Origin of the sequence: Stenotrophomonas sp. SMYL86 (genome assembly GCF_036320025.1) — a bacterium.
Classification (GTDB): Bacteria; Pseudomonadota; Gammaproteobacteria; order Xanthomonadales; family Xanthomonadaceae; genus Stenotrophomonas; species Stenotrophomonas maltophilia_A.
Window position 1 is genome coordinate 56375 of sequence record NZ_JAWIRU010000021.1, and the last position, 19491, is coordinate 75865.

At 67.3% G+C, this 19491-nt stretch carries 15 protein-coding genes; 9 read left to right on the top strand and 6 right to left on the bottom strand.

Features of this window, described 5'->3' with window-relative positions; all coding sequences use genetic code 11:
* Nucleotides 1-155: 155 nt before the first annotated feature.
* Both lepB and V3B64_RS18670 read left to right on the top strand, forming a co-directional pair.
* Nucleotides 156-782 (top strand): signal peptidase I, encoded by a 627-nt coding sequence (gene lepB / locus V3B64_RS18665; RefSeq protein ID WP_329914679.1) that lies wholly within the window; start codon nt 156-158, stop codon nt 780-782.
* 123 nt (nt 783-905) lie between these two features.
* Complete coding sequence (locus V3B64_RS18670) at nt 906-2162, top strand: MFS transporter (protein WP_329914680.1); 1257 nt, start codon at nt 906-908, stop codon at nt 2160-2162.
* Between the two features lie 182 nt (nt 2163-2344).
* Here V3B64_RS18670 and V3B64_RS18675 read toward each other — a convergent pair whose 3' ends face one another.
* Both V3B64_RS18675 and V3B64_RS18680 read right to left on the bottom strand, forming a co-directional pair.
* Nucleotides 2345-3253 carry a LysR family transcriptional regulator gene (locus V3B64_RS18675; protein ID WP_329914681.1) on the bottom strand — a complete coding sequence of 303 codons (909 nt, stop codon included), beginning with the start codon at nt 3251-3253 and terminating at the stop codon, nt 2345-2347.
* Nucleotides 3254-3405: 152 nt separating this feature from the next.
* Nucleotides 3406-4374: a LysR family transcriptional regulator gene (locus V3B64_RS18680; RefSeq protein WP_121503027.1), complete on the bottom strand. Its 969-nt coding sequence runs from the start codon at nt 4372-4374 to the stop codon at nt 3406-3408.
* A gap of 110 nt (nt 4375-4484) precedes the next feature.
* On the opposite strand from V3B64_RS18680, the gene aceB reads away from it, so the two are divergent.
* From aceB to V3B64_RS18700, 4 genes are all read left to right on the top strand, one after another.
* On the top strand, nt 4485-6122 hold the full coding sequence (gene aceB, locus V3B64_RS18685; protein ID WP_121503028.1) for a malate synthase A: 1638 nt from the start codon (nt 4485-4487) through the stop codon (nt 6120-6122).
* A 64-nt stretch (nt 6123-6186) separates the two neighbouring features.
* Nucleotides 6187-7488: an isocitrate lyase gene (gene aceA, locus V3B64_RS18690; protein ID WP_285303216.1), complete on the top strand. Its 1302-nt coding sequence runs from the start codon at nt 6187-6189 to the stop codon at nt 7486-7488.
* 420 nt (nt 7489-7908) lie between these two features.
* The gene (locus V3B64_RS18695) at nt 7909-8952 is read left to right on the top strand and encodes a GGDEF domain-containing protein (protein WP_329914682.1); all 1044 of its coding nucleotides are present in this window, start codon (nt 7909-7911) and stop codon (nt 8950-8952) included.
* Nucleotides 8953-8994: 42 nt separating this feature from the next.
* The gene (locus tag V3B64_RS18700) at nt 8995-11484 is read left to right on the top strand and encodes a putative peptide modification system cyclase (protein WP_183080156.1); all 2490 of its coding nucleotides are present in this window, start codon (nt 8995-8997) and stop codon (nt 11482-11484) included.
* A gap of 3 nt (nt 11485-11487) precedes the next feature.
* On the opposite strand, the gene V3B64_RS18705 is transcribed toward V3B64_RS18700, so the two are convergent.
* Nucleotides 11488-11775: an NHLP-related RiPP peptide gene (locus tag V3B64_RS18705; RefSeq protein WP_049462810.1), complete on the bottom strand. Its 288-nt coding sequence runs from the start codon at nt 11773-11775 to the stop codon at nt 11488-11490.
* A gap of 120 nt (nt 11776-11895) precedes the next feature.
* Here V3B64_RS18705 and V3B64_RS18710 point away from each other — a divergent pair, with 120 nt between their 5' ends.
* The gene (locus V3B64_RS18710; RefSeq protein WP_329914683.1) at nt 11896-13092 is read left to right on the top strand and encodes a putative peptide maturation dehydrogenase; all 1197 of its coding nucleotides are present in this window, start codon (nt 11896-11898) and stop codon (nt 13090-13092) included.
* A gap of 18 nt (nt 13093-13110) precedes the next feature.
* Here the strand turns inward: V3B64_RS18710 and V3B64_RS18715 are convergent, their stop codons facing one another.
* The 3 genes from V3B64_RS18715 to V3B64_RS18725 are packed head-to-tail and all read right to left on the bottom strand — an operon-like array spanning nt 13111 to nt 17904.
* A complete protein-coding gene (locus tag V3B64_RS18715; protein ID WP_329914684.1) occupies nt 13111-15093 on the bottom strand; it encodes an acetyl/propionyl/methylcrotonyl-CoA carboxylase subunit alpha in 1983 nt (660 codons plus the stop codon).
* Between the two features lie 26 nt (nt 15094-15119).
* Entirely contained in the window at nt 15120-16730 is a 1611-nt protein-coding gene (locus V3B64_RS18720) for a carboxyl transferase domain-containing protein (protein WP_049400582.1), read from the bottom strand.
* A 10-nt stretch (nt 16731-16740) separates the two neighbouring features.
* Nucleotides 16741-17904, bottom strand: coding sequence for an isovaleryl-CoA dehydrogenase (locus V3B64_RS18725; RefSeq protein WP_032128216.1), 1164 nt, complete (start codon nt 17902-17904; stop codon nt 16741-16743).
* A gap of 161 nt (nt 17905-18065) precedes the next feature.
* On the opposite strand from V3B64_RS18725, the gene V3B64_RS18730 reads away from it, so the two are divergent.
* Together V3B64_RS18730 and V3B64_RS18735 are read left to right on the top strand one after the other, a co-directional pair.
* Nucleotides 18066-18674, top strand: a complete 609-nt coding sequence (locus V3B64_RS18730; RefSeq protein WP_005407661.1) for a TetR/AcrR family transcriptional regulator — start codon at nt 18066-18068, stop codon at nt 18672-18674.
* A 205-nt stretch (nt 18675-18879) separates the two neighbouring features.
* The gene (locus V3B64_RS18735) at nt 18880-19398 is read left to right on the top strand and encodes a c-type cytochrome (protein WP_005407662.1); all 519 of its coding nucleotides are present in this window, start codon (nt 18880-18882) and stop codon (nt 19396-19398) included.
* The last annotated feature ends 93 nt before the right edge of the window (nt 19399-19491 follow it).

Here is a 19491-nt window from a genome sequence, read left to right on the forward strand (position 1 = left end):
GCGCGGTGGGCACACGATGCGCGTGCTGCCCGTAAAGGTGCGATGCCCGCGGCCGGGCCGGGGCGTAAAACCTGCGTAACTCGTGTCCGGCGCTACCGGGAACCTGCGGCGCCTGCGTGTGGTCTGATACCGCTATCACCTACCCGGAGCCTGTCATGGATGCTGTTGCCCGCCCTCCCTTTTCCGAACGCGCGCTGGCCTGGCTGAAGAAGGAAGCATTGCCGCTGCTGGTGATGCTCGGCCTGCTCGCCGCCGCCCGCGATACCCTCGCCAACCACTACGTGGTGCCCAGCGGCTCGATGCAGCCGACCCTGCAGCCCGGCGACCGGGTGGTGGTGGACATGCGCGCCTATGGCCTGCGCCTGCCGTTCACCGGCAAGGAACTGATGTCGACCGGCGTTCCGCAGCGCGGTGAAGTGGCGGTGTTCGATTCACCGGCCGACGGCACCCGCCTGATCAAGCGCGTGGCGGCGGTGGCCGGTGACCATGTGCAGATGCGCGAGGGCCATCTGAGCATCAACGGCCAGCCGCTGCAGATCGCCGACCTGCAGGACGTGGAAGCCTTCGGCGAGCGCCGTGCCCGCCTCGACCTGGACATGGGCGGCGGTCCGGACATTGCCGACCTGGTGGTACCGGCCGGCAAGGTGCTGGTGCTGGGTGACCACCGCGGCAACAGCTTCGACGGTCGCTTCTTCGGCTTCGTTGACGCCGACAAGCTCTACGGCCGCGCCGTGGCGGTGTACTACCGCCGGGGTGCCGGCTTCGAATGGCAGCGCCTGTAAGCTGAATTGATACTTTTAGTGTATCAATCCTGACCTATCAGGTTATGGATCGACTGGATCGACGGGCCTAGTCTGAGGCCCGTTCCCTCCCACGCTTGGCCGCCCCACCGGCCCATCGATCCCATGACTGGCGAAACCGTGGTGGCCGTTGAAGGCCGCCCCTCCACCGTCGATTCCATCGCCGAGACCCGCATCCAGCAGGGCACACCGGCCTTCCGCCGCACCGCGCTCGCGTTGTTCCTGGCCGGTTTCTCCACCTTCGGCCTGCTCTACACGGTGCAGCCGCTGCTGCCGGAGTTCAGCCGTCATTTCGGCGTGTCCGCCGCCGGCAGCGCGATGTCGCTGTCGTTGACCACCGGCACGCTGGCGGTGGCGATGCTGCTGGCCGGCCTGCTCTCCGACGCGGTTGGCCGTCGCCCGATGATGATCGCCGCGCTGCTGGCCTCGGCCACGCTGTCGCTGTGCACGGCGCTGGTGGATGACTGGACCACGCTGCTGGTGCTGCGCACCCTGCTCGGCCTGGCGTTGAGCGGCGTGCCGGCAGTGGCGATGACCTACCTTGTCGAGGAAATGGACAGCCGCGCGCTGGGCCTGGCGATGGGCCTGTACATCGGCGGCAACGCCATCGGTGGCATGAGCGGGCGCCTGCTGGCCGGCATCATCGCCGACCATTGGGGCTGGCGATGGGGCATCGGCGTGGTTTCGATCATCGCCATCGCCAGTACCGTGCTGTTGTGGCTGCAGCTGCCACCGTCGCGGCACTTCCATGCACGTCGCGGCGGCCTGCGCCAGTTGCCATCACGCTGGCGCACGCTGTTCGCCGACCCGGGCCTGCCGTGGCTGTTCGCCACCTCGTTCGTGCTGATGGGCGTGTTCGTCACCCTCTACAACTACCTCGGGTATCACCTGCTGGCGCCGCCGTACCACCTCAGCCAGACCGTGGTCGGGCTGATCTTCAGCGTGTACCTGGTGGGCACCTTCAGTTCAGCGTGGATGGGCCAGCAGGCGACGCGTTACGGGCGCGGGCGCATCCTGTCGATCTCGTTCGCACTGATTGGTGCCGGCATCGTGCTGTTGGCGATGCCGTGGCTGAGCACGATGGCACTCGGTATCGCGCTGGTGACGTTCGGCTTCTTCGGCGGTCACTCCGTGGCCAGCAGCTGGGTCGGCAGCCGCGCCGGTGCGATGCGCGCCGAAGCCTCGGCGCTGTACCTGTTCGCCTACTACCTGGGTTCGAGCGTGCTCGGTGGTATGGGTGGCCTGGCCTATGCAGCGTGGGACTGGCTGGGCGTGTGCCTGTTCGCCGCCGTGCTGACCCTGATCGGCGGTGGCATTGTCTGGGCGCTGCAGCAGCGCGCCCCGCAGCCGGTGACGGCGTGATCCTGCTCTGGTAGATGCCGACCTTGGTCGGCGCCGTGGCCGTGGGCCAACCAAGGTTGGCCGCTACCGGGTGGGTTGCATCTCACCCTTCGGCGAACGCCCCGCGCTCTGGTAGATGCCGACCTTGGTCGGCGCTGTGGCCGTGGGCCAACCAAGGTTGGCCGCTACCGGGTGGGTTCCCCTCACCCTTCGGCGAACGCCTCACGCAACAGCCCGGCGAAGTTGCGGATAAGCGGCGTCACACCCTCGCGGCGCCAGGCCAGCTGCACTTCCGAATGCGCACCGGCATCGGCCAGCGCTACGAAGCGCGCGCCTTCCACCCGGATGTGGTCGCACGACGACGGCAGGATTGCCGCACCCAGACCGGCAGCCGCAAGACTGATCAATGTCGATGCCTCACCGGCTTCCTGCACGATGCGCGGAGTGAACCCGGCGGCCGCGCACAACGCGATCATGTGGTCATGGATGCCCGCACCGGCGCTGCGGCGGAATGCCACGAACGGCCCCTGCGCGAAATCGCGCAGCGACAGCGTGCCCTGCTTCGACAGCCTGCGCAGGGCAGGGTGGTCGGCATGCACGATCAGCGCCAGCGGGTCGACGAACAGGCTGTGCGCCACCAGTTCTGGTGGCAGCGCGCGCTTGCGGATGATGCCCACGTCCAGGCTGCCGTCGAGCAGCGCATCGATCTGCTGCAGCGTGTTCATCTCGCTCAGCTGCAGCCGCACCTGCGGGTACTGCTGGCGGTAGCGCAGGATTGAACGCGGAATCTGCGGTGACAGCGGCGTGGCGCGGGTCAGCCCGATACGCAGCTCACCCTGCTCGCCGCGCTGCGCGCGCTGCACCTCGTCCACCGCAGACTCGACCTGCAGCACGATGGCGCGTGCACGTTCCTGCAGCAGCTCACCTGCGGCAGTGAGCTGCACGCGGCGATGGCTGCGCACGAACAGGCGCGCACCAATCAGGTCTTCCAGCTGGCGGATCTGCTGGCTGAGCGGCGGCTGCGACATGCCCAGCCGCTCCGCCGCCTGTCCGAAGTGCAGCGTATCGGCAACGGCAAGGAAGTAACGCAGATGGCGGAGTTCGATGGACATGGGGCCAGTTTATTCATCGCCAGCCGGAAATGGGGTCAGAGCCCGTTGCGCAGCAACGGGATCCGACCCCGCCATCTCACGGAAGTCCGGCTTTTGACGTTGCAGTTGCCGTTGCTTCGGCAGGTGCAGGGCGCAGCCCTGCCGAACACCCCTCACCGCTCGGAATGCCCGCTCTGGTCGTAATCGCGCGGGCTGAACAACTCCGGCTGGATCAGCTCGATGAACGCCCGCGCCTGCGCCGACAACGCCTTGCCACGCCGCACGATCACCCCGTAACTGCGTTCCGGGAACCAGCGTTTCATCGACCGCGCCGCCAACCGCTCGCGGTCAGCCTCGTTCAGGCACAGCGCCGGCACGATGGAAATGCCCATGCCCATCGCCACGTACTGCTTGATCACCTCCCAGCCACCCACTTCCAATGCCACGGTGTAGGCGATGCGGTGGCGCTGGAACACCTGGTCCACCAGGCGGTAGGTGATCTGCCGCTTCGGCGGCAGCACCAGCGGATAGCGCGCGATGTCGGCCAGCTCCAGCTCGCCGCCACTGGCCAGCGGATGGTCGTGCGGCGCGATCAGCACCTGCTCGAAGCGGTAGGCCGGGGCGTAGCTGAGGTCGGCCGGCACGTCTGTCATCGAACCGATCGCCAGGTCGGCCGCGTCCTCGCGTAGCAGGTCGGTGCCGTCGGCACTGATCGCGTTGTGCAGGGTCAGGCGCACGTCGGGATGGTGCAGGCGGAAGCGTTCGACGATCTTCGGCAGCAAGTACAGGATGGTCGAGCTGTTGGCGGCGATGTTCAGCTCGCCCGCGTCCAGGCCGCGCACCTTGTCGCGGAAGCGCGCCTCCAGCCCGTCCAGGCTCTCTACCAGTGGCTGTGCCATCTCGTACAGCAGCTGGCCCTCGCGGCTGGGCACCAGGCGGCGCCCGCTGCGCTCGAACAACGGCACCCCCAGCTCTCGCTCCAAGGCCTGCAACTGCAGGCTGATGGCCGGCTGGCTGACGAAAAGCGCCTCAGCCGCCCGTGAGACCGAGCCCAGGCGCACGGTCTGGCAGAACGCGCGCAGCGGTTTCAACCGGTCGGATTTGTAGGAAAAACGAGGACTTGGCGAAGGGCGCGTGGTCATGGCGTCACAAGTATTAGCACAATTTATGTAGAGCATTGCAAAAACTGTTTTGCCAAATACTCGATCCCGGCGGCACCGTGGAGACGTTCCCCCACCGCTGGAGTCGCCCCATGTCTGCCGTCGCTTCCGCTGTTCCCACCCCCGCCGCCAAGGCCACCCCCGGTATCGCCCTGGCGACCCGCGTGGCCGGCCAGGACACCCTGCTGCCGGCGCCGCTGCTGGCCCTGCTGGTGTCGCTGCACCGCGCGGTGGAACCGGGCCGGCAGGCACGGCTGCAGGCCCGTCGGGAGCGTCAGGCGTTCTTCGACCAGGGCGGCCTGCCGGACTTCCGCGAAGACACCACCGCGATCCGCAGCGGCGACTGGCGTGTTGCCCCGCTGCCGGCCGCGCTGCAGGACCGCCGCGTCGAGATCACCGGCCCGACCGACCCGAAGATGGTCATCAACGCGCTGAACTCCGGCGCCAAGGTGTTCATGGCCGACTTCGAGGATTCGACCTCGCCGACCTGGCGCAACCTGCTGGCCGGGCAGCAGTCGCTGGCCGCCGCGGTGCGTGGCGATCTCGAGTACACCGCACCGGCATCCAACGGGAAGGCCGGCAAGCACTACACCTTGCGCCCGTTCGACGAACAGGCGGTGCTGATCGTACGCCCGCGCGGCTGGCACCTGGACGAGAAGCACGTGCGCATCGATGGCCAGTTCATCGCTGGTGGCCTGTTCGATGCGGCGGTGTTCGCCTTCCACAACGCCCGCACCCTGCAGGCCAAGGATCGCGGCCCGTACTTCTACCTGCCCAAGCTGCAGAGCATGGAAGAGGCGGCGCTGTGGGAGACCGCGCTGTCGCACATCGAAGGCATGCTCGGCCTGCCGCACGGCCAGATCAAGGTGACCGTGCTGATCGAAACGCTGCCGGCGGTGTTCGAGATGGACGAGATCCTGCACGCGCTGCGTGACCGCATCGTCGGCCTGAACTGCGGGCGCTGGGATTACATCTTCTCGTACCTGAAGACCTTCCGCCGCCATGCCGACCGCGTGCTGCCCGAACGCGGCCAGGTGACCATGACCCAGCCGTTCCTGAAGGCGTATTCGGAGCTGCTGATCCAGACCTGCCATCGCCGTGGTGCGCATGCGATGGGCGGCATGGCCGCGCAGATTCCGATCAACAACGATGCCGCCGCCAACGAGCAGGCGATGGCCCGTGTGCGCGCCGACAAGCTGCGCGAGGTCTCTGCCGGCCACGACGGTACCTGGGTGGCACACCCGGCGCTGATTCCGGTGGCGATGGCGATCTTCGACGAACACATGCCCGGTGCAAACCAGCACAGCGTGCTGCGCCAGGATGTGCGTGTTGGCCGCGACGAACTGATCGCGCGGCCGCCGGGCACCATCACCCGTGCCGGCTTTGAGGGCAACGTGGAAGTCTGCGTGCGCTATCTGGCGGCGTGGCTGGATGGCAACGGCTGCGTGCCGATCCACCATCTGATGGAGGACGCGGCCACCGCCGAGATCAGCCGCAGCCAGCTGTGGCAGTGGCTGCATACGCCGGGCCAGCAGCTGGACGATGGCACTGCGATCGACCTGGCGCTGCTGGATTCCACCCTGTCGCAGCTGCCGGCACGGCTGGGCGATACCGCCGCGCTGCCCGGTGGCACACGCATCGGCGAGGCCATCGCCCTGCTCGGCGAACTGAGCCGCAGCGAAGAGCTCACCGATTTCCTGACCCTGCCGGCCTACGCGCGCATCGACTGACCGACTGCCCGCAATCCCGCCGTTTCCCTCCCCGCTGCACGCACGAACCGAACTGGAGAAAGACATGAGCAAGCTGCCCACTGCCGAACAGATCCAGCACGACTGGGATACCAACCCGCGTTGGGAAGGCATCCAGCGCAACTACAGCGCCGCCGACGTGGTGCGCCTGCGCGGCACCGTCCACATCGAGCATTCGCTGGCCCGCCTGGGCGCAGAGAAGCTGTGGGCGTCGCTGCATGAGCGCGAGTTCGTCAACGCGCTGGGTGCGCTGACCGGCAACCAGGCCATGCAGCAGGTCAAGGCCGGCCTGAAGGCGATCTACCTGTCCGGCTGGCAGGTGGCGGCCGACGCCAACCTGGCCGGGCAGATGTACCCGGACCAGTCACTGTACCCGGCCGATTCGGTGCCGGCGGTGGTCAAGCGCATCAACAACACGCTGCTGCGCGCCGACCAGCTGCATCACGCCGAAGGCAAGGACGACATCGATTTCCTGCAGCCGATCGTGGCCGATGCGGAAGCCGGTTTCGGCGGCGTGCTCAATGCGTTCGAACTGATGAAGGCGATGATCGAGGCCGGTGCCGCCGGCGTGCATTTCGAAGACCAGCTGGCCTCGGTGAAGAAGTGCGGCCACATGGGCGGCAAGGTGCTGGTGCCGACCCGCGAGGCGATCGAGAAGCTCAACGCTGCGCGGCTGGCCGCCGACGTGCTGGGCGTGCCGACCCTGCTGGTGGCACGTACCGATGCCGAAGCCGCGGATCTGCTGACCAGCGACATCGATGGCAATGACAAGCCGTTCGCCACCGGCGAGCGCACGGTGGAAGGCTTCTACAAGACCCGCAACGGCCTGAACCAGGCGATCAGCCGTGGCCTGGCCTATGCGCCCTACGCCGACCTGGTGTGGTGCGAGACCGGCAAGCCGGACCTGGAGTTCGCACGCAAGTTCGCCGAGGCGATCCATGCCAAGTTCCCGGGCAAGCTGCTGGCCTACAACTGCTCGCCCAGCTTCAACTGGAAGAAGAACCTGGACGACGCCACGATCGCCAAGTTCCAGAAGGAGCTGGGCAGCTACGGCTACAAGTTCCAGTTCATCACCCTGGCCGGCTTCCATGCGCTGAACTACGGCATGTTCAATCTGGCCCACGGCTACGCGCGCCGCCAGATGAGCGCGTTCGTCGAGTTGCAGGAAGCCGAGTTCGAGGCGGCAGAGCGCGGCTTCACCGCGGTCAAGCACCAGCGCGAGGTCGGCACCGGCTACTTCGATGCCGTGACCCAGGCGATCCAGCAGGGCCAGTCGTCGACCACTGCGCTGACCGGCTCCACCGAGGAAGAGCAGTTCCACGGCGGGCGCAGCGAACGCGCGGCGTGATGCGGTAGTGCCGGCCGCGGGGCGGGCACCCCCGGAGCCGCCGGGCCCCCCCCGGGAGGCGGCCCGCGGCCGGGGCGCACGAAGCTTCGGAATCCGATCAGGGTGGCCAGGGAAGGGCCAGACAACGCCGGCCGGTCGGGGGACCTGCCGGCGTTGTTGTATCGATGCAAGGGAGCAGCGCGCAGCCAGCGTCAATCAGGCGCACCCCCGCGTGCCGGCAACTTGGCCGAAAGCCTGTGAAACCCAGCATCGGATTGATCCAGCAGGGGTTTTGCCCGGACACCTGTGACCAGAACGGGCCACCACCGATCTTCACATCAATCAAGATCGGCAGACGGGTCAAAATGAGATAGGGCGCACACTTTAAAGCGGTGCTATGCTCCGCGGCTCACCAGGGGACGCTGGCGGCGGGTGCAGGGAATGACCGGCAGGGGTGCGGCCGAGAACAGTGATGTGACGTCAGGTATCGCCCGGGTGGCGATGGCCGAGATCGTGCACGCGCTGCTGTCCGCTGCCGAGGTCGCATTGTTCGCCAGATATGCCCGTCTATGCAAGCTTCATGCCGGACAGTGGTTGTTCCAGCGTGGCCATCGCGGCGAACGGATGTATGTGATCCTCCAAGGCCAGATAGAACTGGACTTCGGCGAGGACCTGGTGATCAAGACGCTCGGCCAGCATGAGTTCTTCGGTGAGCTTGGCCTGCTGGTCGGCGATCACCTGCGCAGCGCCAGTGCACGCGCGCTGGCCGACTGTGAAGTACTGGAGCTGGGCCCGGCCGACTTCCATCGCCTGGTGGAATCCGATCCCGGCCTGGTCGCCTACTTCCTGCGCCGTACGATCATGCGCGTGCTGACCAACGAGCAGGCGCTGATCAGCCAGCTGCGCCGGCGCAACCACGATCTGGAAACCGCGCTGGACAACCTGTACATCACCACCCACCAGTTGACCCACACCCGTGAACTGGTGCGTACCGATGAACTGACCGGGCTGCACAACCGTCGTGGCCTCACCCTGTACCTGCAGGAATGCCGCGCCGATGGCGAAGGGTTTCCGCAGGCACTGCTGCTGATCGACTGCGACCGCTTCAAGCAGATCAATGATCGCCACGGCCACCAGGCCGGCGACCGTGTACTGCAGAGCATGGGCAACATCCTGCGCTCGATGGCCGGCGAACAGGACCTGGCCTGCCGCCTCGGCGGCGATGAGTTCTGCCTGATCCTGCGCCGTGGCAACCATGAGATCGTGCAGCACGCGGCCGAGTTCATCCTCAGCGCGGTGCATGGCCTGCTCGAACGCAGTCATGGCACGCCGCACGTCAGCCTGGTCAGCATCGGTGCCAGCCTGCTGGCGCCGGAGGCGGGCTGGAGCGAGTGGTACGCCAACGCGGACCGCGCGCTGTACCAGGCCAAGCGCGATGGTGGCAACTGCCTGCGCTGGGGCGGCGACTCCGAAAGCGGACAATGAGCAGCAGAGGTGGCAATGGACGGCATTCCGGATTTTCTCCCGATGCAGAGTTCGCAGGTGCGGACTCTGCTGTTCACCGATCTGTGCGATTCGCTGCAGCTGGTCGAGCGGATCGGTGACATTGCCGCCGCTGAGCTGTTCCAGCAGCATGACCGCCTGGTGCTTGGCCTGCAGCAGCGCTGGAACGGCCAGCTGATCGATCGGTCTGACGGATTGTTCATCCTGTTCGAACGTCCCATCGATGGCATCGGCTTTGCTCTTTCCTACCAGAACGCCGTTGATGCACTGGGGCGCGAACGTGGCGTTGTTCTGCGTGCACGCGCCGGCCTGCACGTGGGTGACGTGCTGCTGTGGAACAACAGTGCCGAGGCCGTTGCCCACGGCGCAAAACCGGTGGAGGTGGAAGGCCTGGCCAAGCCCATGGCTGCGCGCCTGATGCAGCTGGCGTGGCCTGGACAGGTCCTGCTGTCCGCGGCCGCCGAACAGATGGCACGTCGGGCAGCCAGCGAACTGCCCTGGGCGGCTGACGAGCTGCGCTGGAAGGATCACGGCTGCTGGCGCTTCAAGGGCATCGGCGAACGCCAGGAAGTATTCGAAGTGGGATTGCGTGGCAGCGCCCCGCTACGTCGCCCGCGCTCGGGTGAAAAAGCGTGGCGGGATCTGCCGCTGTGGCGTCGCCCAGCGGCGCTGGTGACCGAGGCGGCACTCATGCTGGCGCTATGCGGAGTGCTGTGGACGCTGTTTCGGCCGGCACCGGCCATCGCCTTCGCCGAACGCGACTGGGTGATCGTGGCGGCGGTGCACAACGCCACGGCTTATCCCCAGTTGGACAGCAGCCTGGAGCAGGCGCTGTACATCAGCCTGGGGCAGTCGCGTTTCGTCAACATCCTCAGCGAGCTGAAGGTGCGTGACACCCTGCAGCTGATGCAGCGGCCGCCGCAGGCGCGGCTGGACCGCAGGCTGGCCATCGAGGTCGCGCTGCGTGACGGAGTTCGTGCGGTACTGATCCCCAGTGTGCTGGAGCTCAATGGCAAAGTACGGGTCAGTGTCGAAGTCGTGGATCCGCGTAGCGGACAGACCGTTTACACGCGTTTTGCCGACGGTCGCGGGCTGGATTCGATCCTCGCCTCGACCGATCACGTGGTTGCGGCGCTGCGTACCGACCTTGGCGAAGCGCTTCGTGACGTCGGCGCAGACCAGCGGCCGCTGCCAACCGTGGCTACCGCCAATCTGGACGCACTGCATGCCTATGCCAAGGGCGTCGATGCAACGGCTGCCGCGCGCTATGACGATGCGTTGATGTTCTTCGAGCAGGCGACCCGACTGGATCCTGCCTTTGCCTTCGCCTACGTCGGGCAGATGAACATCCAGCACGCAAAGGGCAATCTGGAGCAGGCCGCGGCGCTGTACCGCAAGGCGGTCAGCCAACGTACGCACCTGACCGCGCGCGACCAGCTCTATCTCGATGCCTGGGCGGCCGATTTCGAAGGGGCACCGCCTGCACGCATCGCTGACAAATGGCGCATGCTGACCGAGTTGTACCCGGACGACCCGGCCGGCTGGATGAACTACTCGATGGTGCAGTTCGCGCAGGGTGACTACGATGGCGCACTGGCCGCGACGCAGCCGCTGCTGGGACGCCAGCATTCGCGCCGTGCATTGGTGCTGGCGTTTGTTGCACGCATCCAATTGGCCCGTGGCGAAGCCTCCGCAGCGGAAGCAGCCCTGCGCGGTGCGCGGCTGCACCCGGGTTGGAACGGCGATGGCATGGAGCCGGTGATTGCCGCATTGGCTGGCGACTTCGAAGCGGCCAACGCCGGGTTCACCGCGATGGGGCCACTGGGCCCCGGGACACGCATGGAGCGGGCTGCCGTGCTGACCATGCAGGGTCGCAGCGCTGAAGCTGCGGGCGACATGCAGCAGGCTGCGTCGCAGTGCCCCAGCGCAGGTGGGATGTGTGACATCCTCGCTTTGCAGGCGCTGGCCTGGCGTGCACGGCAAGGCGTTTCCGTGCCGGGGCAGGAGTACCAGCAGGTGCTCGATCGCGCGCTCGCGGCGATCGATCGTGGCCAGCCTGCATCGGCACGGCGCAACGCATTCATCGCTCTTGCCGCTGCCTACCATGCGCTGCGCGCCGGCCAGGCAACGGTGGTCATGCAGCGAAGGGACGCGCTGCAGGCGCTGCCCGAACGCGACGACGATCCCCGCCTGCGCGAACTGTGGAACCTGCTGCAGGCACGCATGGCCCTGGACGCTGGAGAAACGCTGCGTGCACAGCAGTTGTTGGCGCAGCAGCGCCAGGCAAGTTTGTTCCAGTGGCGCGTGCTGCAGTTGGATCTGCTGCGATCCCAGGGTCAGCACGATGCAGCGCAGCGTCAGCTGCGCTGGCTTCAACACCATGCCGGCCTGGCCTTTGCAGAGAACATCGGCGACTACGCACTGCTGCCGTTGAACGTGAACGACGTGCAGCGGCTGGCATTGATGGAGAGTCCCGTGGCCTCTCACAGCAGCCCGGACGCAGCGGCACCCTGATCGTTACTCCTGCTGGAGACCAGGCAAGCCATCCTCGAACAGGAACGGCACATTGAAGGCGGCGCGTGTCCCAAGCAGAGTCCGCATGCGTGACGCGGCCTGGGCGAACTCCATCTTGCTGCCCAGGGACGCCAGTGATGCACGGCAGGCACGCACGGTGTCTTCGTCCGCACCTAGTGCGAGCAGGGCCAGGCCGGGATCCTTGGCAAACTCGGACCGGAAGGCATCATCGCTGGCCAGGCGCTCCAGCAGCTGCTGGACAACGTCGGCGGAAAGGGGGGAAGCAGACATGGGATCAGCACCGGCAGAATGGGAAAATGGAATTATCGGCGGTGGCGCCGCGAAGTTGATGGGTACGTGCACCCGCCACGCTATGATCGGCGCCCCGAACAGCCCTCGGATGCCATTGCGATGAGATTCCGTCGTTGCCGGACCTTGTTCGTCGAGCCGGTCGAACGCCCGTCCTTCAACCTGCAGGAACTACTGGCTGGTGGTACCGGCGTGCAGCTGCAGCCGGTCCTGCAGGTGCGTGCGGCGCACCTGCCGTCGGTGCAGGTGATCGACGCGGAAAGCTGTGCCTGGTTGCTGGCCTGCAGTGCCGAACAGTGGCAGCCGTTGCCGGAAGCAGCGGACGCGCGCGGTCGGGTGCTGTCATTGCTGCAGCAGGGCCTGCTGGTCAGCGATGATCCGGCCCACGCCAAGGCCTGCGCTGCCGAGCAGCGCCTGCGCGACAGCCACTGGTGGCCGCTGTCGGCGCTGCACTACCAGCAGTCGTGCTGGGACGAGGTGGACAGCGTGCAGGACATGGAGCAGCACCAGCTGGTGACCGCACGCGATCTGGTGCGCAGCTACGGCAGTCCGCCACCCGAGGCACCTCCGCGTATACATGGCGCGCAGGCACTGCCGTGCTACGAGGATGATCCGATGCAGTCGCAGCTGCAGGCACGGGCTACCTGCCGCAACTTCGATAGCGCGCGTGCGCTGCCGTTGCCACTGCTGGCGCGCGTGCTGCAGCAGGTGCTGATGGCACAGGCCGGGGTGGAAACCGATCCAGGTGTGCGGTTCCTGAAGAAGAACGTGCCTTCAGCCGGCAGCCTGCATCCGCTGGAGGCCTACTTGCTGGTACGCAACGTGGAGGGAATGGCCCCGGGGCTGTATCACTACCATGCGGTGGCGCACGAGCTGGGCCGGCTGCCGGCACAGCCACAGGACCTGGAGTCGCTGTGCCAGCGCTTGCTGGCCGGGCAGCATTGGTTCGCCGATGCACACGTGCTGCTGGTGCTGGTGTGCCGCTTCGAGCGCAACTTCTGGAAGTATCGGAACCATGCCAAGGCCTACCGCGCTGTCACGCTGGATGCAGGCCATGTTTCACAGGCACTGTATGCGTCGGCCACCGCACTGGGCCTGGGCGCTTTTGTTACAGCGGCCATCAATGAATCCGAGGCCGGGCGTGCGCTTGGCCTGCAGCCGCTGGCCGAAGGTGCGTTGGCGATCTGCGGGCTGGGCTGGCGCAGTGGCACAAAGATCACCGCGGAGCTGGACCCGGATGGCCACGTGTGGCCGCGGGCGGACCCACGCGCAGGGAATGCCGATGCAGCCGGGCGCTAGGGCCCGGCGCGTCATCGTTCACGCCGCTTCGAAGTCCACCAGCACCGCACCGTCACCCACCTGGTCGCCGGCCTTGGCGCGGTAGCCCTTCACCGTGCCGTCTGCCGGTGCCTGCAGGGTGTGCTCCATCTTCATCGCTTCCAGCACCACCAGCGGCGTGCCGCGCTTGACCTCGGTGCCGGCCGCGACCAGTGTCGCGACGATCCTGCCCGGCATCGGCGCCAGCAGGCTGCCGGCATCGGCCACGGCGTGGTCCGATTCGCCCACCGGATCGTGCAGGGTGAAGCGGTGCTGGCCATCGGCGCCGAACAGGTACAGCTGGTCACCGTCGCGCAGCAGCTGCAGCGACCAGCGGCGTTCGCCCAGCTGCACCGCCAGGCCCTGCACATCGACCGTGCCGATCACCTGCACCGGTGCCGCGTCGTCGCACTGCACGCGCCAACCATCGGCCTGCGCCCACACCTTCAGCGTGTGCTTGCGTTCACCCTGCTGCAGCGGCAGCACGCGCGATGCCGATGCGCCAAGGCGCCAGCCGTCCTGGGCCTGCCACGGCGAATGCGGATCGCGCGCGTCGCTGCCGGCGTGCGCGGTGCTCGCCACCGCGGCCACCGCGGCCAGCAGCCACAGCGCGTCGTCGCTGTCGCCCACCGCACTCAATGCGACCTGCTCGCGTTCGATCAGCGCGGTGTCCAGCTTGGCGTGCGCGAACGAATCCGTGTTCACCAGGCGGCGCAGGAAGCCGGCATTGGTGGTCACGCCCACCACCTGGCAGTCGGCCAGTGCCTGGCTCATGCGGCGCAGCGCGGCAACGCGGTCCACGTCCCAGACGATCAGCTTGGCGATCATCGGGTCGTAGTACGGGGTGATGCTGTCGCCTTCCTCCACGCCGGTATCCACCCGCACGTTGGCCGACGGCGTCGGCAGGCGCAGGCGGCGCAGGGTGCCGGTGGAGGGCAGGAAGCCACGATCGGCATCCTCGGCGTACAGCCGCGCTTCGATTGCGTGGCCGTGGATGGCCAGCTGTTCCTGGCGCAACGGCAACGGTTGGCCCGAAGCCACGCGCAGCTGCCACTCCACCAGGTCGGTGCCGGTGATGTACTCGGTGACCGGGTGCTCGACCTGCAGGCGGGTGTTCATTTCCATGAAGTAGAAATCGCCGTCCGGGCCGGCGATGAACTCCACCGTGCCGGCACCGACGTAGCCCACCGCGCGCGCGGCATCGACTGCCGCCTTGCCCATTGCAGCACGACGTTCTGCGCTCATGCCCGGCGCCGGCGCCTCTTCCAGCACCTTCTGGTGGCGGCGCTGCACCGAGCAGTCGCGCTCGAACAGATAGACCGCCTCACCGTGGCTGTCGCCGAACACCTGGATCTCGATATGGCGCGGGCGCTCGACGTACTTCTCGACCAGCACATGGTCGTTGCCGAACGCCGAGGCCGCCTCGCGCTGGCAGCTGGCCAGCGCATCGACGAAGTCCTCGCTGCGCTCGACCTTGCGCATGCCCTTGCCACCGCCGCCGGCGCTGGCCTTGATCAGCACCGGGTAGCCGATGCCGTCGGCCTGTGCGCGCAGGAAGTCCGGCGCCTGCTGGTCGCCGTGATAGCCGGGGGTCAGCGGCACACCGGCCTTGGCCATCAGTGCCTTGGCCGCGCTCTTGTCACCCATCGCGCGGATGGCGCTGGCCGGTGGGCCGATGAAGGTGATGCCGGCGGCGGCGCAGGCGTCGGCGAAGTCGGCATTCTCGGACAGGAAGCCATAACCGGGGTGGATCGCCTGCGCGCCGGTCCGGCGTGCGGCATCGAGCAGGGCATCACCGCGCAGGTAGCTCTCACGTGCGGCGGCCGGACCAATGTGGATGGCTTCGTCGGCCAGGCGCACATGGCGCGCGTTGCGGTCCGCATCGGAATACACCGCCACGGTGGCGATGCCGAGGCGACGGCAGGTGGCGATGACGCGGCAGGCGATCTCGCCGCGGTTGGCGATCAGGACTTTGGTGAACATGGCAACAGGCTCGGTCATGGCACGGGTTACATGCGGAACACGCCGAAGCGCGTCTGCTGCGGGGCGGCGTTGAGGCTGGCCGACAGCGCCAGGGCCAGCACCCGGCGGGTGTCGGCCGGATCGATCACGCCGTCATCCCACAGGCGCGCGCTGGCGTAGTACGGATGGCCCTGCTGCTCGAACTGGTCGCGGATAGGTGCCTTGAATGCATCTTCCTCCACTGCCGGCCACTGGCCGCCCTTGGCTTCGATGCCATCGCGCTTGACCGTGGCCAGCACGCTGGCGGCCTGTTCGCCGCCCATCACGCCGATGCGCGCGTTCGGCCACATCCACAGGAAGTTCGGCGAGTATGCGCGGCCGCACATGCCGTAGTTGCCGGCACCGAACGAACCACCGATGACCACGGTGAACTTGGGCACCTTGGCGCAGGCCACGGCCATCACCAGCTTGGCGCCGTCCTTGGCGATGCCGCCCTGTTCGTACTTGCGGCCGACCATGAAGCCGGTAATGTTCTGCAGGAACACCAGCGGGATGTTGCGCTGGGTGCACAGCTCGATGAAGTGCGCGCCCTTCAGTGCCGACTCGGAGAACAGGATGCCGTTGTTGGCGATGATGCCGATCGGGTAGCCGTTCAGATGCGCAAAGCCGGTCACCAGCGTTGCGCCGTAGCGCGGCTTGAACTCATCGAAGCGCGAGCCATCGACCAGGCGCGCGATGACCTCGCGCACGTCGTAGGGCTTGCGCGTGTCGGCCGGGATCACCCCGTACAGTTCGTGTGCCGGCAGCAGTGGTTCCTCGTTGGCCTGCACCGCCATCGCCGGTTCCGGCTTGCGCCAGTTCAACTGCGCGATGATCGCGCGCACCCGTGCCAGCGCCTGCAGGTCGTTGTCGGCCATGTGGTCGGCCACGCCGGAAATGCGCGTGTGCACGTCGGCACCGCCCAGTTCCTCGGCCGTCACCACTTCACCGGTGGCCGCCTTCACCAGCGGTGGGCCGCCGAGGAAGATCGTGCCCTGCTCGCGCACGATCACCGTCTCATCGCTCATCGCCGGCACATAGGCGCCGCCGGCGGTGCAGCTACCCATCACGCAGGCAATCTGCGGGATGCCCTGCGCGGACAGGTTGGCTTGGTTGTAGAAGATGCGGCCGAAATGATCGCGGTCGGGGAACACCTCGTCCTGCAGCGGCAGGAAGGCGCCACCGGAATCGACCAGGTAGATGCAGGGCAGGTGGTTCTGCTCGGCGATCTCCTGCGCGCGCAGGTGCTTCTTCACCGTCATCGGGTAGTAGGTGCCGCCCTTCACCGTGGCGTCGTTGGCCACGATCACGCATTCCACGCCGCTGACGCGGCCGATGCCGGCCACCACGCCCGCGGCGGGCACGGCGTCTTCGTACATGCCGTGCGCGGCCAGCGGCGCGATTTCCAGGAAGGCGCTGCCGGGATCGAGCAGGGCGTCGATGCGGTCGCGCACCAGCAGCTTGCCGCGTGCGGTGTGCTTGGCGCGCGCGGCTTCGCTGCCGCCCAGCGCGGTGCGGGCGAGGGTGGCATGCAGGTCGTCGACCACGGCCTGCATGGCGGCACGGTTGCTTTCAAACGTTTCGCTGCCCGGTTGCAGCTGGCTGTTCAGGACGGTCATCGCGTTGGCCTTACAGGGTGCGCTGGAACAGTTCGCGGCCGATCAGCATGCGGCGGATCTCCGAGGTGCCGGCGCCGATTTCATACAGCTTGGCGTCGCGCCACAAGCGGCCGGTCGGATACTCGTTGATGTAGCCGTTGCCGCCCAGGATCTGGATCGCCTGGCCGGTCAGCCAGGTGGCCTTCTCGGCGGCGTACAGAATGGCACCGGCGGCATCCTGGCGGGTGGTGCGGCCCTGGTCGCAGGCGCGCGCGACGGCATAGACGTAGGCGCGGCACGCGCCCAGGCCCACGTACATGTCGGCGATCTTGGCCTGGATCAGCTGGAAGCTGCCGATCGGTTCGCCGAACTGGTGGCGCTCATGCACGTACGGCATCACCACGTCCATGGCCGCGGCCATCAGGCCCAGCGGGCCACCAGAAAGGACCACGCGCTCGTAATCCAGGCCGGACATCAACACGCGCACGCCACCACCGACCTGGCCCAGCACGTTTTCTTCGGGAATCTCGCAGTCCTGGAACACCAGCTCGCAGGTGGGCGAGGAGCGCATGCCCAGCTTGTCCAGCTTCTGCGCGGTGGAGAAGCCCTCCATGCCCTTCTCGACCAGGAACGCGGTGATGCCCTTGGCACCCGCTTCCATGTCGGTCTTGGCATAGACCACCAGCACGTCGGCGTCCGGGCCGTTGGTGATCCACATCTTGTTGCCGTTGAGCACGTAGCGGTCACCGCGCTTGTCGGCGCGCAGCTTCATCGACACCACGTCCGAACCGGCACCCGGCTCGCTCATCGCCAGCGCGCCGACCAGGCTGCCGTTGCACAGGCCGGGCAGGAAGCGCTGCTTCTGTTCTTCGTTGCCGTTCTTGCGCAGCTGGTTCACGCACAGGTTGGAGTGCGCGCCATAGGACAGGCCGATGCCGCCGGAAGCACGCGAGATTTCTTCCATCGCCACCACATGGGCCAGGTAACCCATGCCGGTGCCGCCGTATTCTTCTTCCACGGTGAGGCCGAGCAGGCCCTGCTCGCCCAGCTTCGGCCACAGGGCCAGCGGGAACTGGTTGCTGGCATCGGCCTCGGCGGCCAGCGGTGCGACCTCGGCGGCGGCAAAATGGGCCACGCTCTGGCGCAGCAGGTCGATGTCTTCGCCAAGATCGAAGTTCAGGGATGGCACGTGCATTGTGGTGGCTCCACGGCGGGATGGCAGGAAATGGACGCACCCGGCGGGGGAGCGGGCGGCGGTCTGCAGGACCGCTGCCCGCACGGGCGATTGGACCCCAGCGTAGCGGGGTTCGGGTAAGAAGTGAATACAAATTCAAAAATTGAAACTAGAATCAAAACATGGCCTACAAACGCTCTGCACTGATGGAAGAACGCCTGGCCGGGGCCCGTGAACGGATCCTGCTGGCCACCCGTGAGCTGGTCGCCACCGGGGGCTGGCGCAATGCCCCGGTGACCGCCGTGGCGACCCAGGCGGGGGTGTCCACCGGCCTGATCTACCGGCACTTCCCGTCCAAGGCCGAGCTGTTCGTGGAGGTGCTCAACGCCGCGGTGGCCCACGAGGTCGCGATCATGGAGCGCATCGCCAGCGGCCCGGAGGTGGCCAGCGAGCGCCTGCGGTTGGCGATCACCGCCTTCGTCCGCCGCGCCCTGGCCGGGCCGGGGCTGGCGCATGCCTTCATCGTCGAACCGGTCGACCCGGACGTGGAAGCCGAGCGCATGCGTGGTCGTCGTGCCTTCGGCGACGTGTTCCTGCGGCTGGTGGAGGAGGGCGTGGCCGCCGGTGAGCTGCCGGCGCAGGACGCGCATGTGGCCGCCGCCTGCCTCGTCGGCGCCTTCACCGAGGCGATGGTCGGCCCGACCGCGCCCAGCCGCGAAGCACACCGCGACGAAGACGCACTGGTGGATGCGATCTGCAGCTTCTGCCTGCGCGCGATCGGCGCCCGGTAATCCGGTAGAGCCGGTCGCTGGCCGGCTTCAGCACGATCCATCCGGCGGGCTGGCGATGCCGGGCAGCGGCCGGCACTACCGGGTCCGAATGCTGCGCCGCACCAGCAGTGACGCCTGTTGTCGCACGCAAAGCGCGTTCTATACTCGGTCCATCACGCAGTCGCTCAGCCGTGGTCCAACGACTATCAGCCAGGGGTAACGAAGAGTGCGGAATTACGATCTGGAGTTCCTGAAACGCTTCTCCATGGTGATCGCGCTGCTGGCGACCATCACCCTCGGCCTCATCCTCCTTGCCGCTTACATCCACACCCGGATTCCGCCCGAGGTGTCGCCGACCGCGGCCAAGCGCACCGAACAGCGCATCTCGCCCACCGGCGCGGTCTATGCCGGCAGCACCGGCGCCGCCGCGCAGGCTGCGGCCAAGGCCGCCGCGCTGGCCAAGGCCGCCTCGCAGGTGGCCTACGGCGGCACCAAGGACGGCAAGGTCATCTTCGACAACCTGTGCACCGCCTGCCACACCACCGGCGTGGGCATGGCGCCGACGCTGGACCATTCGCACTGGGACAAGCGCATCGCACAGGGCAAGGACACTCTCTACAAGCACGCCATCGAGGGCTATACCGGTCCGGATGGCGGCATCATGCCGCCCAAGGGCGGCAACCCGGCGCTGACCGAGGAACAGATCCACGCCACCGTGGACTGGATGCTGGGCAACCTGAAGTAACCGGTAGTGTCGGGGGGGGGGCGGGGGCCCCCCCGCGCGGGGAGTGGCTTAGGTGTGGGGGCCGCCCGCGGGGCGCCCCCCGCCGGGGGCCAC

Coding starts and splice junctions, on each gene's coding strand:
- lepB (WP_329914679.1), top strand. CDS start 156: ATGGATGCTGTTGCCCGCCCTCCCTTTTCCGAACGCGCGCTGGCCTGG.
- V3B64_RS18670 (WP_329914680.1), top strand. CDS start 906: ATGACTGGCGAAACCGTGGTGGCCGTTGAAGGCCGCCCCTCCACCGTC.
- V3B64_RS18675 (WP_329914681.1), bottom strand. CDS start 3,253: ATGTCCATCGAACTCCGCCATCTGCGTTACTTCCTTGCCGTTGCCGAT.
- V3B64_RS18680 (WP_121503027.1), bottom strand. CDS start 4,374: ATGACCACGCGCCCTTCGCCAAGTCCTCGTTTTTCCTACAAATCCGAC.
- aceB (WP_121503028.1), top strand. CDS start 4,485: ATGTCTGCCGTCGCTTCCGCTGTTCCCACCCCCGCCGCCAAGGCCACC.
- aceA (WP_285303216.1), top strand. CDS start 6,187: ATGAGCAAGCTGCCCACTGCCGAACAGATCCAGCACGACTGGGATACC.
- V3B64_RS18695 (WP_329914682.1), top strand. CDS start 7,909: ATGACCGGCAGGGGTGCGGCCGAGAACAGTGATGTGACGTCAGGTATC.
- V3B64_RS18700 (WP_183080156.1), top strand. CDS start 8,995: ATGCAGAGTTCGCAGGTGCGGACTCTGCTGTTCACCGATCTGTGCGAT.
- V3B64_RS18705 (WP_049462810.1), bottom strand. CDS start 11,775: ATGTCTGCTTCCCCCCTTTCCGCCGACGTTGTCCAGCAGCTGCTGGAG.
- V3B64_RS18710 (WP_329914683.1), top strand. CDS start 11,896: ATGAGATTCCGTCGTTGCCGGACCTTGTTCGTCGAGCCGGTCGAACGC.
- V3B64_RS18715 (WP_329914684.1), bottom strand. CDS start 15,093: ATGTTCACCAAAGTCCTGATCGCCAACCGCGGCGAGATCGCCTGCCGC.
- V3B64_RS18720 (WP_049400582.1), bottom strand. CDS start 16,730: ATGACCGTCCTGAACAGCCAGCTGCAACCGGGCAGCGAAACGTTTGAA.
- V3B64_RS18725 (WP_032128216.1), bottom strand. CDS start 17,904: ATGCACGTGCCATCCCTGAACTTCGATCTTGGCGAAGACATCGACCTG.
- V3B64_RS18730 (WP_005407661.1), top strand. CDS start 18,066: ATGGCCTACAAACGCTCTGCACTGATGGAAGAACGCCTGGCCGGGGCC.